Below are 15,156 nucleotides of genomic sequence, written 5' to 3'. Positions count from 1 at the left end.
GATGTATCAAAAAAACTAAATTTGGTACATCGGTTCTTTCATTTGTTCAAGTAGCTTCCCGCTCCAACAACATCGTCACCGGGCCATCATTCTCGATCGCGACTTCCATCATGGCTCCAAATTTTCCGGTTTTTACTTTGAGGCCACTTCCCCGGAGCTTAGCCACAAACTGCTCGTAGAGTTGTTCCGCGATCACAGGAGCGGCAGCTTGGTCAAAAGAGGGACGGCGGCCTTTGCGGCAGTCTCCGTAGAGCGTAAACTGGCTCACGACTAGCAACTCGCCCCCGATTTCTTGCACTGATTGGTCAAAGCGGCCATTGCCACTTTCCGAGTCAGGGAATAATCTTAGCTCCAAGCATTTTCGGGCCATCCAATCGAGTTCGGTTTCCGTGTCGCTGCTAGAAATCCCGACTAAAAGATTTAATCCTCGGCCAATCTTGCCGATCACTTGACCTGCAACCGTAACTTGAGAAGATTTAACTCGCTGAATCACCACTCGCATAGTTTTAGATGGGACGGTACTGTTCTGGTCGCGATCGCCTTTAGATTGAATCAGGGACTAATGGCAATTATGGCTGAAACCAGCTAGGTTATAGGCGGCTGACGTTGGCATCAGGTATCAATCGCATGAACCCCTCCCTTGAAAGCCCCACCCTCCGTCTGATTACGATTCCAGTGAGCCATTATTGTGAGAAAGCTCGGTGGGCTCTAGATCGGCTTCAGGTAGATTACGTGGAAGAAGCTCATGCTCCCTTATTTAGTCGCCTTGCTACCTGGCAGTTAGGAGCTGGAGCCCAAGTTCCAGTTTTAGTCACACAGACAGAAGTTGTGGCTGACTCAACCCGAATTTTGCAGTACTCGGATCACGTGTTTGCCTCCGAACACAAGCTATATCCTAACGACCCAGATTTGCGACGAGAGGTTGAGGAGCTGGAGGAATTATTCGACACCCGCTTAGGAGTGTCTCTGCGCTGCTGGGTCTACTTTCACTTGCTACCCAGGAAAGATTTGACGCTGAAAATGTGGTGTGAAGGTACGCCTACCTTAGAGCAGCGCTTATCCCGCACCTTGTTTCCCTTGACTCGCCAGTTGATCACGCAGGCGCTAGATGTCAACGCTGAGTCAGAAACAACAGCTTTCAGCGAAACCAAGAATATTTTTGAAATGGTTAACCAGCGGCTATCGGATGGTCGTCGTTATCTAGTTGGCAATACTTTCACGGCTGCTGATTTAACCTTTGCGGCTCTCGCGGCTCCTGTCTTAATGCCGAAAGAGTATGGCGTCACACTGTTTGAATTTGAGGAGTTACCTCCGGAGATGGCAGTGCAAGTTGCAAAGTTACAGGCCATGCCAGCCGCTGCTTACGCGCTCAGATTATTTCGAGAAGAGCGCCATAACGTCCAGCCTACTTCAGCCAATCTTGCAGGAGGCTAAGCAAACCACCTGACTGGAGGATGTTGCTGCTCAGTGAGTGGGCCACACTGTAAAAAGAGTTCACATCAATCCATGCACGCTAGGCTGGCACTCCCGACTACAACCTTGGAGCTGCCAGTTTTTTATGGGCGCTAGTAGTGCAGAAGCGATCGCACAAAAGAAAGGGCAGACCTGAGCCTGCCCCGCACGAAGAACGCCATCAAGGTGCCATTAAGATGATGGTGACTGCGCTTTACGCTTCATCGAGTGCGGCAATACCAGGAAGCTCTTTACCTTCGAGCAGTTCCAAGCTGGCACCACCCCCGGTAGAAATGTGGCTCATTTGGTCAGCAACACCTACTTTCTCCACCGCAGCCACGGAGTCGCCACCGCCGATGATGGTGGTTACGCCTTGCTTGGTCAGACCTGCCAAGGTATGGGCGATCGCTTCGGTGCCTTGAGCAAATTTATCAAACTCGAATACACCCATCGGTCCATTCCAGATTACGCTCTTGCACTGGCCCAAAGCGTCTTGGAACACTTTGATCGAGTCAGGGCCGATATCCAGACCCATCCAACCATCGGGAATATTTTCAATGCTGACGGTTTGGGCGTTGGCATCAGCCGCGAAGTTGTCAGCTACAACCACATCAGTAGGCAGCAACAACTCAACTCCCTTCTCTTTGGCTTTCGCTTCCAGGGCACGAGCGAGGTCTAGCTTGTCTTCTTCGACCAGAGACTTACCTACACTCAGACCCCGAGCTTTGTAGAAGGTGAAGATCATGCCGCCGCCGATGAACAGCTTGTCTACCTTGTCTAGCAAGGTTTCGATGACGCCGATTTTGCTCGAAACTTTGGAGCCACCCACAATCGCCGCCAAAGGACGCTGAGGATTTTCGATCGCGTTTTGTAGGTACTTGAGTTCTTTCTCAATCAGGATGCCAGCGACGGAAGGCTTGAGGTGATGGGTCACACCTTCCGTGGAAGCGTGCGCCCGGTGAGCGGTACCAAAAGCGTCATTCACGTACAGGTCGGCTAGAGAAGCTAGCTTTTTGGCAAATTCAGGATCATTCTTTTCCTCTTCCTTGTAGAAGCGGACGTTCTCTAGCAACAGGACATCACCGTTTTGCAAGGCACCGACTTTAGCCGCAGCTTCATCGCCAATGCAGTCATCGGTCTTAACTACGGTTTTGCCTAGCAACTCGGAGAGACGCTTAGCCACAGGAGTCAGACGGAGGCTGTCGTCTACGCCTTTGGGCCGTCCAAAGTGGCTGCACAAAATTACCTTGGCTCCCTTCGAGGTCAACTCTTGGATGGTTGGCAGAGCTGCCCGGATGCGAGTATCGTCTGTGATATTACCTTGGTCATCGAGGGGTACGTTGAAGTCCGCGCGGACTAGAACCCGCTTGCCAGCTAAATCGGACGACGATAAATTTGCTACAGTTTTTTTGGACACAGAAAAATCTCCTGAATGAGCCTTTGTACCTATTAATTAGATTAAAACAAGCCGTGACCTGTTGCAGGTATTTCTACTTAACTAAGCTAGAAAGCCTGAACTGATCAACCTGAATCTGTCGTTGGGTTCGTATTATGCGCCGTCCACATTTTACCTAGCTCTGTGCCCCGGAGTTGCGCTCATGTTTAAAACTGTTCTGTTTCCCATTGACCAAAGCCGCGAATCGCGCCAAGCTGCCGATACTGTGGCAGAACTTGTCAATTTCCACCGCAGTCGCTTAATTATCTTGTCTGTAGTAGAAACGCCAGAGCCCGGAGAAGAAGCTCCCAGTGCGGAAATGGCTTCTCCAGAGGCGATCGCGGAATTGCTCAAAACCGCTAGAAATCTCTTTTCAGATCAAGGTATTGATACCGAACTGGTCGAACGGGAAGGAAAACCAGCTTTCACCATCTGTGATGTCGCTGATGAGCTGGATGCTGATCTAATTATTATGGGTTGCCGAGGTCTAGGACTCACCGAGGAGGGAGCCGCCGACAGCGTCACCAATCGGGTAATCAACCTTGCTCCCTGCCCCGTGTTAATTGTGCCCTAACACTAAATAGCCTGAGTAAATTCCAGAACTAACGAAGAGAATCACCAGTGCCACGGGCAGGACAAAATGTGCGGGTGATGGCGAGACAACGCCGCACTAAAGCAGTGTTGGCGTTTTCGATCGCTAGCTTATGGATACTGCTGCCCTGGGTGCTACCGTGGTTCCTCCAATTTTTCTTCCCAACCATCGTGCTTTTACTGCCTGGTTGGGTCTATTTGAGCTGCTTAGTTCCAGCAGGTTTCAGCTACTTCCAAGCCCAACGTTTATGGAGCAAAGCCAATCGAGCTGACCAAGGCGCAGCAGGAGAGGAAGCGATCGCCACAGTTCTCGCACCTCTCCAGAGCGAAGGCTGGCAAATGGAATTTGGGGTTCGCGATCGCTCAGTCGGAGATGTAGACGTGTTTCTCCTATCACCCCAAGGTCGGGCCTACACCATTGATGTCAAATCCCATCGGGGCGAGGTACAAAGCGACGGCAAGCAGCTCTATCGGCAATATGGGCGATCGCAATATCCCTTTGAAAGGGATTTCTTGAACCAAGCCAAGCGCCAAGCTGTTGCGATGAAAAAGTTGAAGCGCTTAACTTTTGTCACCCCAGTTGTAGCTTTCTCTCAAGCCAGGGTTGAAGTTGAGCAGAACCCGATTGCGGGTGTCTACGTCGTGGGCAAACAGGATTTGGTGAGGTGCTTGCGATCGCTCCCTTGAATCGAGAAAGGGCAATCGCAATCCCATTGGATCTATTCGTCTATTGGTTTCGGCCAGTTTACGCTGACTACAGTTTTGTACAGAATATTATGCAGAATATAAGGGATCTTAAGTAACTCAGCGGAAGTAAGACTGCGGTGGGTTATGCATACTAAGGGGTACATACTGAATTGTACGTAGTGCTAGAGATGGGTTTCCCCACGCTGCATCATAATGTTGGTATTCCCCACCTCAATCCTTACTGCTATCTTTTAGGGCTCACTGCCCTAATTTCTCTGGTGGCCGCCTATGCAGCTTGGCAGCGACGAACTACGGCTCCAGCTAGCAGGCCTTTTCTTTTAATGATGCTGGCGATCGCAGGGTATGCCACTGTTGCAGCATTAGAGGCAGCCGCGACAACGTTATCCAGCAAAATACTGTGGTCGAAGCTAGAGTATGTCGGCTCTGGCAGTGTGATTACGCTCTTTTTAATCTTTGCGACCCACTTCACCCACCGAAAAAATTGGCTGACTCCCAAAGCTCTGGCATGGCTCTGGGTTGTGCCAATTTTGAATGTCATTCTCGTCATGACAAACAGTTGGCATCATTGGGTTTGGACTAAATTTTTATGGAGCTCTGCCAGAAGCAACCTGCTCATTTACCAGCATGGCCCCGGATTCTTCTGGATCATGGCTTGTGTTTATGCTTATACCTTGGCTGGGGCCTTTCTCTTACTACAAGCAGCCCTCCGCCCCTCTCTTCTGTATCGGCGGCAAGCCATCATGGCCTTAGCTTCAGCCATGATCCCCTTAATCGGGGGTAGTGCCTATATGCTCAAGCTCACGCCTCCGGGATTGAACATTACACCGATGAGTTTTATGCTCAGCGGATTAATTTATTCTGCCAATCTCTTTCGCTTTCAATTGTTTGATCTAGTGCCAGTGGCTCGCGATACGTTGGTTGAGAGCATGAGTGATGGAGTCCTGGTTTTAGATCAGCAAAATCGCATTGTGGATATTAACCCAGCGGCACGAGATCTGTTAGGCACAACTGTTGCCTGTGTTGGGCAACCCGCAGCAAAAAGCTTATGGCAATGGCAAGATATAGCTCGGCGTTGCTACGATAGTGGCGACCATAGGCTGGCAATTGCTAGAGAGGGCAAGCCACTGCGCTATATAGAGCTACGCACAACGCCCCTGCGCGATCGCACCCAGCAATTAACCGGGCGCTTGATCGTCTTACGAGATGTGACCGAACGCCACCAAGCAGAACTAGATCTGCAACAGGCGAATCACCGTTTACAAAACCAGTTATTAGAGATTGAGGTGTTGCAAACTCAGTTGCGAGAGCAAGCGATACGGGATGTACTCACAGGCTTGTTCAATCGCCGTTATCTTGAAGAAACGTTTCCTAGAGAGTGGGCACGAGCCACCCGTGAAAGTTACCCCATTACAGTTGCTCTCCTGGATATTGATCACTTTAAGCAGATTAACGATACGTTTGGGCATCTAGCAGGCGATCGCGTGTTGCAAGCCTTTGGGGCACTGCTGCGTTGCCACAGCCGTTCTAGCGATATTGCCTGTCGCTATGGGGGTGAGGAGTTTGTGCTAGTCATGCCGCAGATGCCGCTAGACCTTGCCTACCGACGGATTGAGGAAATTCGCTTGGCTTGGCAAGCTACCCTTGTGGAGTTTGGCGGGCAGCAAATCCAGTCCACTGTCTCTGGGGGCGTTAGTACCTTTCCTCTAGAGGGGAGAACCCTTGATTGTCTGTTGCACTTAGCCGATCAGGCGTTGTATGCAGCCAAAGCGGCAGGGAGAAACTGCATCAAGCATGGGTTTTACCAGCCCCTAGATCAATTCTCAGTTCGTTGCGGCAACCAGCAGATGTAGGAACAATAGCTCACGCAGAGGGCGATCGCGAAGCTCTGAATACAGAAGGAGCGCGATCGCTGACAACAGTAAGCAGCCTCTCCCATTGGTAGATGAACTCGTCCCTCTTTAGCAGACAGTCGGCGATCGCGAGTTATGACTTCTGTTAGAGGAAGAATTTTGTTTTACTAGTTACTCTTAATTTTGTCGAGAGAATTATTGGCTCGCATCCTTCGGGGCGAGTTCGTATAGTTTCTCGAAATATGAAAAGCATTGAAAATGAATTAGTGGAGTACTTTGATGAAAAATTTGATTTCTGGAGCGATCGCTCAAGTTAGTTCTTTGTTTAATCAACTACAAGTTAAGCGTTTTTTGGCCGTCGCTCTCGTTGGTTTTATCTTGTTGACCACCAACGCTCAGCCCAACAGCGCTAGCACCAAAGCGATTAGTGACCGAATCAACACCGTCGCTCACCAGAATGATTCCGACCGTCCCAAAACCACCGGGGAATGGAATCGCGAAGCGCGTGAGATCAACTCTGCTGATGGCGAAGGTCGGCTCGAAAGAATTGCCAAAGAGTCTACAGAAGCTGTGAAAGACTTTGGTGGCCTCTATCCTGACACCGCTGACAGAAGCGCTAGTGACCTAGACAAGAATGAACTGCGCCGTCAAGGTTACTCTGACAAAGTACAACGCTAAGGAATAAATCCTAGGCTCCCCTTCCCTGTTAGGGAAGGGGCTGGGGGTTAGGTTTAAGACGCGATCGCAGAATGACGATTGAGAGATTCTTGTTGCATCGCTAGTTTGCGGCTCTCGAAGAGTTGAATTACCCCTTTCGTCACCGTCTCTACAACGGCTGGATCGCAGTAAGAAAGAAACTCTTCAGCAGAAATTTCATCTTGGAAGAACGCTTTCGCATGTTTCAACAGCTGCCGTAAAGCTGCAAAACCAATCGACTTCACGATAAAAGTTGCAGTCGGTGAGTTTTTCACATCGTAGAAAGAGTCAATGCTACGGCCTTTTTCGAGTAGTTCTAGGGCATCATGCTCAATTGGGGTTTCTGGCAACCTGTAGTTAGAGATTTTGGGTAAGAAATGCTCTAATTGCACCGTTGAAAAGCCTGAAGATGGCAATTCGCCCATCATGGTAGAGATCGGGACATCGCGGCCAATCCGAAACGCCAAAGCTTCAATAATGGCGATCGAAACGAGTTTGGCTCCCAGATATAGCCGAGCCACTTCTAAATTTTTTGCGGTGTTGTTGATCAGCCGTTGGTAGGTTTCGTCGTTAGGTTCACTGTGGAATTGCCGAAACACCACTTCTGGCTTGAGGAAGTTCATGAAACCTTCCATCTTCTGAATTGACAAGCGATAGCCTTGTACCTTGTAGGCGTTGGTGTTTTTCAGGTCGTGGTTGGTTTCCGGGATCAGGTTCCAGGTATTGTCGAGGAAATGGGCGGAGCTAGGAAAGGCGAAGTTCTCTACGTCTCGGTTGGCTAAGCGTACGGCTCGTTTCGTGATTTCGAGGGTTTCTGCTTCTGTCCAACCTAAGTCGAACTCCTGACTGATGCTTAAGAGTCTTCGGTATAGGGCCTCGTCGCTAGTGATGCCTTCGGCAGATTTGGGTCGGAAGGGAACGGTGGCTTCAATACAAGCAGCAATTTGGGCTAGATGACTGTAGGAAAGTAGGGATTCTAGGCTTTTGGCAGCAATCACGGCACTGAGAAATTCGTTTTGGCCCGCCATTGGGGAAAGTCGCTGACTGGGGGCAAAACCAAACACTGTGAGGACTAAGCTGAAGCTGCGATCGCTCGGTAAGTCTTCTGCATCCAGAATGGCGAGATGGCCTGGGGTTTCTTTAATGAAGGGGGCGATGAAGCGGCTAATGTTGACGCTGATGCCTTGGTCTACTTGCACGTAAACGAGATCGTGAAAGAGTGCGGCTAAAACTTCGATCGCGTCGCCAGAATCACCTACTTCAAAAATATGCTCTGGGGTGTGGAAGTAGCGCCAGGGGCCTGTCATGGCTTGGATGATCAGTTCCGCGATCTTGTCGAGTTTGGCGATATCTACTTTGCCTTGGAGCTGTTCTATAGCCCAAGTCAAGCTCTCTAAACACCGTTCTCGATCGCGATCTACATCCATGTGACCCTCCTACTTCCCCTGATTCTGCCAGTGAACACGTACGACTGCTTATAGTTTGTATACCAGGCTTGAGAGAACTGAAAAGTTTGCCTCAATACTGGATTCTCGTTGATTGTACCCACTTCGGAGATTGGTAGTTGTGAGGGCGATCGCTTTCAGCGGAAATTTAGGCTGATCCGCTACAGATTGTAATAATTGACTTGCATTTCGTAGGAGACGACTGATGGCAGAGATGAAATCTGAGAACGCAGGTGATCCGTATGACCTTAACCGCTTTGTGCAAGCCCAAGAGCGCGATTACGAACGGGCACTGTCTGAGGTCAAGAATGGTCGGAAGCGATCGCATTGGATGTGGTACATCTTCCCGCAGTTCGATGGGCTAGGGTTCAGTGCCACGTCGAAACGATACGCGATCAAGAGTGTTGCAGAAGCCAAGGCGTACCTGAGCCATCCGACTCTGGGGCCACGACTGATAGCGTGTGCTGAAGCGGCTCTGAGTGTAGAGGGGCGATCGGTATACGAGATTTTTGGTTCGCCTGATGACATGAAGCTTAAATCTTGCGCGACGTTGTTTGCCTACGTGTCACCTGAAGGGTCAGTTTTTGAGCAAGTACTCAACAAGTTTTTTCATGGCGATCGCGACCAGAAAACACTCGATCTGCTAGCACGTTCTCCACAAGTTGATTGAAGAGAAATCTGATGCTCATTTAATAGTGAAAGCGATCGCTGGCTGCGGCAGGTGCTCCCATGAAGAAATTTGAGGGGAATCACCTGAAAAATCTTTATGAGTTTTTTACGCTAAGAACATTAAATTCCGTATTTATCGGGGCATCTTAGAGAGGAACTGTTTAGCCCCAACAGAATAATAGGTATTTCAAAAGTGATGAGTAATTATTGCAGAGCTTGCTGCGCTCTTGTCGCATGTCATGGAGTTGCCTCATGACCAGTACAACGACTAGTACCAAAAGCTATAGCAACGTTGTCAAAACTTGGTTGCAAATTCCACCAAACTTTGCTGAGGGAAATCTTGAAGCTCTGTTAATGACAGTGATGTGGCAAGCGTTAGGGTTGACTGTTAATCAAGTTAAAAAGAATCCTAATATAGGTGGTGGTTGTATTCCAGATTGGCTGATTTATCAAGATCCTACTCAGCCCCCTGTGCTAGTGATTGAAGATAAAAAACGAGTCAAAGTTTTAGCTGAAGCTCCAGACGATCAATTCATTGATCTCTGCAAAAAGAATTCTCTCTATAAAGATGCAGTTGGCTACCCAGTCGCTCACGGTAATAACGGCATCAAACAATATTTAGACAAAGATAAAGTATCACCCAACTGCCTAGCTTCGTATGGTTTAGTTTTCAATGGTGACTTCTTTCAGCTCTGGCGACGGGTTGATGGCCTAGTTTTTCCACTCACACCCATTCAAAGAGTTACGAAGAAAAGTATACCGTTACTTATGCAGCAGTTAAACTACTGCTTAAACCATCCTCAATCCGCACTAGTTTCTGCTATTTGGAACCAAAAGGGTGGTGTTGCTAAAACAACAAATATCATCAATGTTGGTGCAACATTAGCTTTGAAAGACAAAAAAGTTTTACTCATTGATTTAGATCCTCAAGGTGATCTAGGAAGATGGTTAGGAGTTCATCACCGTTCTGATTACCTGAATTCTTGTATTGAGAAAATTGATGCTCACAAAATCGATGAAGCTGAGAATATTCTAAACAGCGCAGTTCATACAAAAATCTTTCCAACTACTGATGGGAAAAATTATGAACTGTCTGTCTTGTCAACAGATTCAGAATCCTTGAAGAAGTTTCGAGATGCTAGTCATCTTAATCAGCCTCATATCCTCTTTAAGAAGATGGTGAAGCTGGTCAAACAAAAGTATGACTATATCTTAATTGATATCGCTCCTACGCTTGATCGGTTAGCGCAGTGTGTACTCTTCACCTGCGATACTGTTTTGATTCCTGTGGATTATGGTGAGAAGTCCTTGCATCATGGTCTTCAAATACATCAGTCTTTAGTCCCTAAATTAAGGGAAAGCCGCTCCAAGGGTGAGCAGCTTCATGTAGGACCGTGGAATCTAGGGATTGTTTTTAGCAATTGTCCATCTGATCCAGGCTCTGCTCTTCAAGGCTTGATTGATCAGAATTTAAAGAGTAAAGGGTTTGCTGGAAACAGATGCCAAACTCATTTACGGGCCTACACACAAACTAAAGTTGCTGAGTTCAAACGTGCTCCTGCAATCTGTTGGCAAGCCTCTCCAATCACCAAGCTCTACGCACAACTGACCAACGAAGTATTTCTCAACCATAACTTCACGGATCACTGATTATGGTATTTAGCGAAGAAGACACCTCACCGTTCGATGTAACGCTTGGGCAAATATTGCGGATTCCTTGCAAGTTTATTAAAGGGAAATCTGATGCTCATCCGATGGTGATCAAAGCGATCGCCCAAGAACTTAAAACAGCAGGCAAGAATGTTTTACCTGTGATCATCAAAGTATTGGGTGAAGACAAATATCAGGCAATTCTAAATACTCAGATTTTAGAGGCCGCTCGGCAAGCTAAAGCAGATTTCGTTTGGTGCATCGTTGTTGATGACAAAATGCAATCTCAGCTTGCGGTTGAGTCTGGTCAAGTCGTGCGAGTCAATATTGCCAAAGCTCCAGAAAAAGAAGTTGCCGCAGTTCTGGAATATGTCAAAGCCAACAAGCCAGGATTCAACAAGATTGAGCCGCAAAAGATAGCTAGCGCGATCGCGGAATACCGGAAAACCAAACCGCTGACGAGTTTATCCTTTTTAACTAAGCTCAAGTGCGGCATCGGCAAAGCCAAACTAGCCCCACTTGCTGACATTCTCGTTACTGCATAAATGGCAAAAAACCCCACCTCCGAAGAGATGATTCAGACATTGTAAGAGCGATCGCCTTATTTCCTCAGACTGCTGTTACTCCTAACGTCGAGATCTACCCTAAAAGAGATTACTACTAGGAGAGATCATGACTGAGGAAAACCAAGTTCAGATTGATGTCTGGAGCGATTACGTTTGCCCCTTCTGCTATTTAGAAGAGCCAATCTTTGAGCAACTGCGACAGGAATACGGTGACACGGTTCAGGTTGTATGGCGTGCCTTTGAATTACGTCCTGACCCGATTCCCACACTAGACCCCCAAGGCGAATATCTCCGCACTACTTGGGAGCGTGCCGTTTATCCAATGGCAAAAGAGCGGGGAGTGGCTTTGCGCTTACCACCAGTGCAACCTCGTAGCCGCAAAGCCTTAGAAGCGGCAGAGTTTGCTCGCGATCGCGACTGTTTTGAAGCGATGCATCACGCCCTATTTCGCGCTTTCTTTGAAGACGGTTTGGATTTGAACAATATCGATATCTTGCTAGAGGTTGGCGCATCCGTAAGTTTGGATCGTGACGCTCTCCGCACCGCTCTAGAAGCTGGACAGCACACCGAACGAGTAGTCAACGATCAATCTCTGGCTCACAAGTTGAATATTTCCGGCGTGCCAGCCCTGCTCATTCACCAAACCGATGAACCCTTAGAAAAAGCGGTTTTGCTCAATGGCGCTCAGCCTTACGAAACCGTCCGCACCGTTGTAGAGCGAGTTCGCCATAAAGCGCGATCGCTAGGATAATAGTGAATCTGCGTTAACAAATCTGGCTCGCTGAATTATGACAACTCCTGCCATCCAGTGGTATCCCGGTCACATCGCCAAGGCCGAGAAAGCGCTGCTGAGCCAACTCAAGCTCGTAGATGTAGTGCTCGAAGTACGCGATGCCCGGATTCCCCTCAGTACGCATCACCCACAAGTGCCTCACTGGATTGGCAACAAGGCGAGAGTATTGGTGTTGAATCGGATGGATATGATTCCAACCCCGATGCGCAATCGCTGGACGGAGTGGTTCCAAACGCAAGGCGAAGAAGCCCTATTTACGGATGCTCAGCACGGCAAAGGGATTGAGGCGATCGCTCAGGCGGCTCAGAATGCAGGTGCCCAAATGAATCAACGACGGCACGATCGTGGCATGCTACCTCGTCCGGTGCGAGCGGTGGTGTTGGGCTTTCCTAATGTCGGCAAGTCAGCCCTGATTAATCGATTGCTCAAACGGCGAGTGGTAGAGAGTGCGCGGCGAGCAGGGGTAACACGGCAATTGCGCTGGGTGCGGATTTCAGATCAGATTGAACTACTGGATGCTCCTGGGGTTTTGCCCTCCAAGCTCAACGACCAGGAAGCGGCCTTCAAGCTTGCCATCTGTGATGACATTGGGGAAGCGGCCTACGATAACCAGCGGGTCACCTCTACTCTGATTGATTTGATCAAAGGTTTGCAAGCCACTACCCCCGACGCTATCTCAGGCAACCCTTTGCGATCGCGCTACGAGCTAGACCCAGCCGAATTTACAGGCGAATCTTATCTTCATGCTCTAGCAGAGCAAAAGTACCAAAATGATGTGGAGCGAACTGCCCGGCAAATCTTAAATGACTTCCGCAAAGGTATCCTCGGCTCCATTGCTTTAGAACTACCACCCGATTAAGTTAACAACCGTAGCCCGCACCTGAAAACACCTGTTTGAGCTGGTTTTCTTTGTACTCGTAGATGCCAAAGCTGGTGCTTTCGTAACCTGTGTTTCTCACGATCGCTTCTTGAATGCCATCACCGTTGATATCAACCGTGGTAATCAAGTCGTAGGCAGGTCGAGCCGCGATCGCGCTGTAGGGCGTTACTTGACTCGCTAAGGTTTGGGGTTGCTGATTGCTGTAAGTCAGCCACACATTGGCATAAGCACCTACGACACCCGCATCTCTAGCATCTCTGGAAGAGCGGTTTTTGGGATCAGTTCCTTGACGCACCAAGCCATAAACTTCTGGTTGACTATCTTGATTCAGGTCTACGACGGATATCTCTTCTACCACTGTTTCACCAGTTACATCCTGCAACTGTGGATTTTGGGAGAAAAGAGCATTAGCTGTAGTGGTGAGGTCTTGGCGATATTTGGCTTCAGCCGTAGCATCTGGGGTTGCGGTCGCATTTTTGGCAGGATTGTATTGACTCAGCGCGATCGTCCAGCGCCAAGATTCATCAAATTGTTTATCTCCAATAGAGCCACTGAAGCCGCCGACTTGATCCTCTGGCAGGCTATTAAATATAGCTTCTAGCGATCGCTCACTAGAAAAATTTCCTTGTCCCGTCAACTTTGTGGAACAAGCAAATTGGCTAATGCCCAACTTCTGAACCTGAAATTCTCCTAATTTCTCACCTTGATTCAAAACCGTAAAATTCTGCATCGCACTCAAGAGCGATTGATTGCCAAAGGTTCTCAGCAACACATCTTCTGAGAGATCATCTCGAACAGAAGTTGTTACGTCTGTGCTGACATCCACATAACGCCCATTAATCAGAAGCGCGATCGGATAAATCTCTCCTCTGTATTCATTCGTGAGATTATCTTTTTTGATAAAAGAAAGACCGATTAAATTAGTTTGCTGAGTAGTGGGAGAGCGATCGCCCTGATTAGGTTTTTGAGCGTTTATTAACTGATTGGAGGGAAGCTTGCAGGCTGTTAAGGTTGCTAATCCTAGCAACAGCCCTACGCGAGAGAGCAAATTATAATTCATCACGACAGCCATTGTCACAACACGGCACTCATTCAATAGCTCTCAAACTTTGTGACAATTTTAGTTTTGAGACCTATTTTATTTAGCGCCCGTACTATTACAACAAACTGTAATCGCCAGATTCCGCAAACACTCTTGAATTCGGGATTCTGGCCCTTTCCCTCCATCTCCTTAATTACAGCTCAAACCCCATCTCCTTCAACCCCTGACGTAATCTTTGCGCTTCGAGAGGATTGTTGTTTTGCTGATGCAGCGCGATCGCCTGCCGAAAAGCGGTTAAGCTTTCCTGCACCTGACCCAATTTCCATAGGACTACGCCTAAATTCTGGTGAGCATCGGCGTAGTTGGGTTGCAAAAACAGCGCTTCTCGATAAGCGGCGATCGCGTGGGGGAGATCTCCTAGCGCTTTAAGAGTCATGCCTAAGTTGTAATAACCCGGTGCAAACGTAGAGTCGATTTTGAGGGTTGCCTCATAGACTCCTTTGGCTCCCACCAGATCTCCTTTTGCCTTCAGAAGATTGCCCAAATTGTTGTAGGCACCGAGTTTCAGCTTCGGCATAATTGATTGCTGCAAAGCCACTTGGTAGTGCTGCTCGGCTTTTGCCCATTGTTGTAGGCGGCTATAAGCAATGCCTAAGTGGTAGTGCAACTCATACAACACAGAAGCATCGGCTGCTTTGGAAGTTAAACCTCGCTTTAGCAACTCAATGCCTTGGGGTACTTCATTCATTTGCACATATAGCGCCCCTAACTTGCTGCACACATAAAGATCGCTAGGATGATGTTTGAGAAACCCCTCCATTGCTGTGCGAGCTTTGGTAAATTTGTCTCGACTCGCGATCGCCCCTGCTTGATATCCTTCGTGTAGAATCGCCACCTCTGGCAAATATCCTACTTGCCAATGCGGTTCCACGCTTTGAATCAGGGACACACTTTCGTCTACCATCGCATGGTAGGGCCGCACAAAACTGATGTCAGGATGGTTGCGAAAGAGACGCGAAACCAGCGAATAAGGAGATTGTTCTGCGCCAATTTCTTGGCGTACCAAACTGATCAATAAATAAGGCTGCTCACTGCCAATGGTTTGCCGCAGAGCAGGCACAATACCGGGCGCTAAACGCTCATCAGCATCCAACACTAAAATCCAATCGCCCTGCACATACTTCAGGGATTCATTCCGAGCCGCTGAAAAGTCATTGCTCCACTCAAAGGAATGGACTTTAGCACCGAAGCTCTTGGCGATTTCTGGGGTGCGATCGCTAGAGCCTGTGTCTAGGACGATCATCTCATCAACGACTCCTTGCACACTTTTTAAGCAGTGCGGCAAAGTGGCTTCTTCGTTTTTGACAATCATGCAAAGA

General features: G+C 48.5%; 15 protein-coding genes. 10 read left to right on the top strand and 5 right to left on the bottom strand.

Annotation, left to right across the window (positions count from 1 at the left end; all coding sequences use genetic code 11):
* Positions 1-46: 46 nt before the first annotated feature.
* Positions 47-502 (bottom strand): D-aminoacyl-tRNA deacylase, encoded by a 456-nt coding sequence (gene dtd, locus H6F90_RS18420; RefSeq protein ID WP_190553760.1) that lies wholly within the window; start codon positions 500-502, stop codon positions 47-49.
* A gap of 125 nt (positions 503-627) precedes the next feature.
* Between dtd and H6F90_RS18415 the strand changes: the two genes are divergently transcribed.
* Positions 628-1,434, top strand: a complete 807-nt coding sequence (locus H6F90_RS18415; protein WP_190553759.1) for a glutathione S-transferase family protein — start codon at positions 628-630, stop codon at positions 1,432-1,434.
* 232 nt (positions 1,435-1,666) lie between these two features.
* On the opposite strand, the gene pgk is transcribed toward H6F90_RS18415, so the two are convergent.
* Entirely contained in the window at positions 1,667-2,869 is a 1,203-nt protein-coding gene (gene pgk, locus H6F90_RS18410; protein WP_190553758.1) for a phosphoglycerate kinase, read from the bottom strand.
* Positions 2,870-3,050: 181 nt separating this feature from the next.
* Between pgk and H6F90_RS18405 the strand changes: the two genes are divergently transcribed.
* The 4 genes from H6F90_RS18405 to H6F90_RS18390 all read left to right on the top strand — a co-directional run bounded on the left by H6F90_RS18405 (position 3,051) and on the right by H6F90_RS18390 (position 6,714).
* Complete coding sequence (locus tag H6F90_RS18405) at positions 3,051-3,461, top strand: universal stress protein (protein ID WP_190553757.1); 411 nt, start codon at positions 3,051-3,053, stop codon at positions 3,459-3,461.
* 47 nt (positions 3,462-3,508) lie between these two features.
* The gene (locus H6F90_RS18400) at positions 3,509-4,165 is read left to right on the top strand and encodes a nuclease-related domain-containing protein (protein ID WP_190553756.1); all 657 of its coding nucleotides are present in this window, start codon (positions 3,509-3,511) and stop codon (positions 4,163-4,165) included.
* Between the two features lie 188 nt (positions 4,166-4,353).
* A complete protein-coding gene (locus H6F90_RS18395) occupies positions 4,354-6,036 on the top strand; it encodes a histidine kinase N-terminal 7TM domain-containing protein (protein WP_190553755.1) in 1,683 nt (560 codons plus the stop codon).
* A gap of 279 nt (positions 6,037-6,315) precedes the next feature.
* Positions 6,316-6,714: a hypothetical protein gene (locus tag H6F90_RS18390; protein ID WP_190553754.1), complete on the top strand. Its 399-nt coding sequence runs from the start codon at positions 6,316-6,318 to the stop codon at positions 6,712-6,714.
* Between the two features lie 53 nt (positions 6,715-6,767).
* On the opposite strand, the gene H6F90_RS18385 is transcribed toward H6F90_RS18390, so the two are convergent.
* On the bottom strand, positions 6,768-8,159 hold the full coding sequence (locus tag H6F90_RS18385) for a hypothetical protein (RefSeq protein WP_190553753.1): 1,392 nt from the start codon (positions 8,157-8,159) through the stop codon (positions 6,768-6,770).
* A gap of 223 nt (positions 8,160-8,382) precedes the next feature.
* On the opposite strand from H6F90_RS18385, the gene H6F90_RS18380 reads away from it, so the two are divergent.
* From H6F90_RS18380 to ylqF, 5 genes are all read left to right on the top strand, one after another.
* Positions 8,383-8,847: a DUF1810 domain-containing protein gene (locus H6F90_RS18380; protein WP_190553752.1), complete on the top strand. Its 465-nt coding sequence runs from the start codon at positions 8,383-8,385 to the stop codon at positions 8,845-8,847.
* A gap of 251 nt (positions 8,848-9,098) precedes the next feature.
* Positions 9,099-10,496: a ParA family protein gene (locus H6F90_RS18375; protein ID WP_190553751.1), complete on the top strand. Its 1,398-nt coding sequence runs from the start codon at positions 9,099-9,101 to the stop codon at positions 10,494-10,496.
* 2 nt (positions 10,497-10,498) lie between these two features.
* Positions 10,499-11,041: a hypothetical protein gene (locus tag H6F90_RS18370; RefSeq protein WP_199296009.1), complete on the top strand. Its 543-nt coding sequence runs from the start codon at positions 10,499-10,501 to the stop codon at positions 11,039-11,041.
* A gap of 127 nt (positions 11,042-11,168) precedes the next feature.
* Positions 11,169-11,813, top strand: coding sequence for a DsbA family protein (locus H6F90_RS18365; RefSeq protein ID WP_190553750.1), 645 nt, complete (start codon positions 11,169-11,171; stop codon positions 11,811-11,813).
* 37 nt (positions 11,814-11,850) lie between these two features.
* Positions 11,851-12,714 (top strand): ribosome biogenesis GTPase YlqF, encoded by an 864-nt coding sequence (gene ylqF / locus H6F90_RS18360; RefSeq protein ID WP_190553749.1) that lies wholly within the window; start codon positions 11,851-11,853, stop codon positions 12,712-12,714.
* 1 nt (position 12,715) lies between these two features.
* On the opposite strand, the gene H6F90_RS18355 is transcribed toward ylqF, so the two are convergent.
* Both H6F90_RS18355 and H6F90_RS18350 read right to left on the bottom strand, forming a co-directional pair.
* Positions 12,716-13,795: a hypothetical protein gene (locus tag H6F90_RS18355; RefSeq protein WP_190553748.1), complete on the bottom strand. Its 1,080-nt coding sequence runs from the start codon at positions 13,793-13,795 to the stop codon at positions 12,716-12,718.
* 175 nt (positions 13,796-13,970) lie between these two features.
* Entirely contained in the window at positions 13,971-15,149 is a 1,179-nt protein-coding gene (locus H6F90_RS18350) for a tetratricopeptide repeat protein (RefSeq protein ID WP_242024530.1), read from the bottom strand.
* Between the last annotated feature and the right edge of the window lie 7 nt (positions 15,150-15,156).

This window comes from Trichocoleus sp. FACHB-591 (genome assembly GCF_014695845.1).
In the GTDB taxonomy this organism is placed as follows: Bacteria; Cyanobacteriota; Cyanobacteriia; order FACHB-46; family FACHB-46; genus Trichocoleus.
The sequence above is the reverse complement of the archived record's forward strand: the minus strand, read 5'-3'. Positions and strand labels throughout refer to the sequence as shown.

Excerpts from the sequence above, each read along its gene's own strand:
- dtd (WP_190553760.1), bottom strand. The coding sequence starts at position 502 with ATGCGAGTGGTGATTCAGCGAGTTAAATCTTCTCAAGTTACGGTTGCA.
- H6F90_RS18415 (WP_190553759.1), top strand. The coding sequence starts at position 628 with ATGAACCCCTCCCTTGAAAGCCCCACCCTCCGTCTGATTACGATTCCA.
- H6F90_RS18405 (WP_190553757.1), top strand. The coding sequence starts at position 3,051 with ATGTTTAAAACTGTTCTGTTTCCCATTGACCAAAGCCGCGAATCGCGC.
- H6F90_RS18395 (WP_190553755.1), top strand. The coding sequence starts at position 4,354 with ATGGGTTTCCCCACGCTGCATCATAATGTTGGTATTCCCCACCTCAAT.
- H6F90_RS18390 (WP_190553754.1), top strand. The coding sequence starts at position 6,316 with ATGAAAAATTTGATTTCTGGAGCGATCGCTCAAGTTAGTTCTTTGTTT.
- H6F90_RS18385 (WP_190553753.1), bottom strand. The coding sequence starts at position 8,159 with ATGGATGTAGATCGCGATCGAGAACGGTGTTTAGAGAGCTTGACTTGG.
- H6F90_RS18380 (WP_190553752.1), top strand. The coding sequence starts at position 8,383 with ATGGCAGAGATGAAATCTGAGAACGCAGGTGATCCGTATGACCTTAAC.
- H6F90_RS18375 (WP_190553751.1), top strand. The coding sequence starts at position 9,099 with ATGACCAGTACAACGACTAGTACCAAAAGCTATAGCAACGTTGTCAAA.
- H6F90_RS18370 (WP_199296009.1), top strand. The coding sequence starts at position 10,499 with ATGGTATTTAGCGAAGAAGACACCTCACCGTTCGATGTAACGCTTGGG.
- H6F90_RS18365 (WP_190553750.1), top strand. The coding sequence starts at position 11,169 with ATGACTGAGGAAAACCAAGTTCAGATTGATGTCTGGAGCGATTACGTT.
- ylqF (WP_190553749.1), top strand. The coding sequence starts at position 11,851 with ATGACAACTCCTGCCATCCAGTGGTATCCCGGTCACATCGCCAAGGCC.
- H6F90_RS18355 (WP_190553748.1), bottom strand. The coding sequence starts at position 13,795 with ATGAATTATAATTTGCTCTCTCGCGTAGGGCTGTTGCTAGGATTAGCA.
- H6F90_RS18350 (WP_242024530.1), bottom strand. The coding sequence starts at position 15,149 with ATGATTGTCAAAAACGAAGAAGCCACTTTGCCGCACTGCTTAAAAAGT.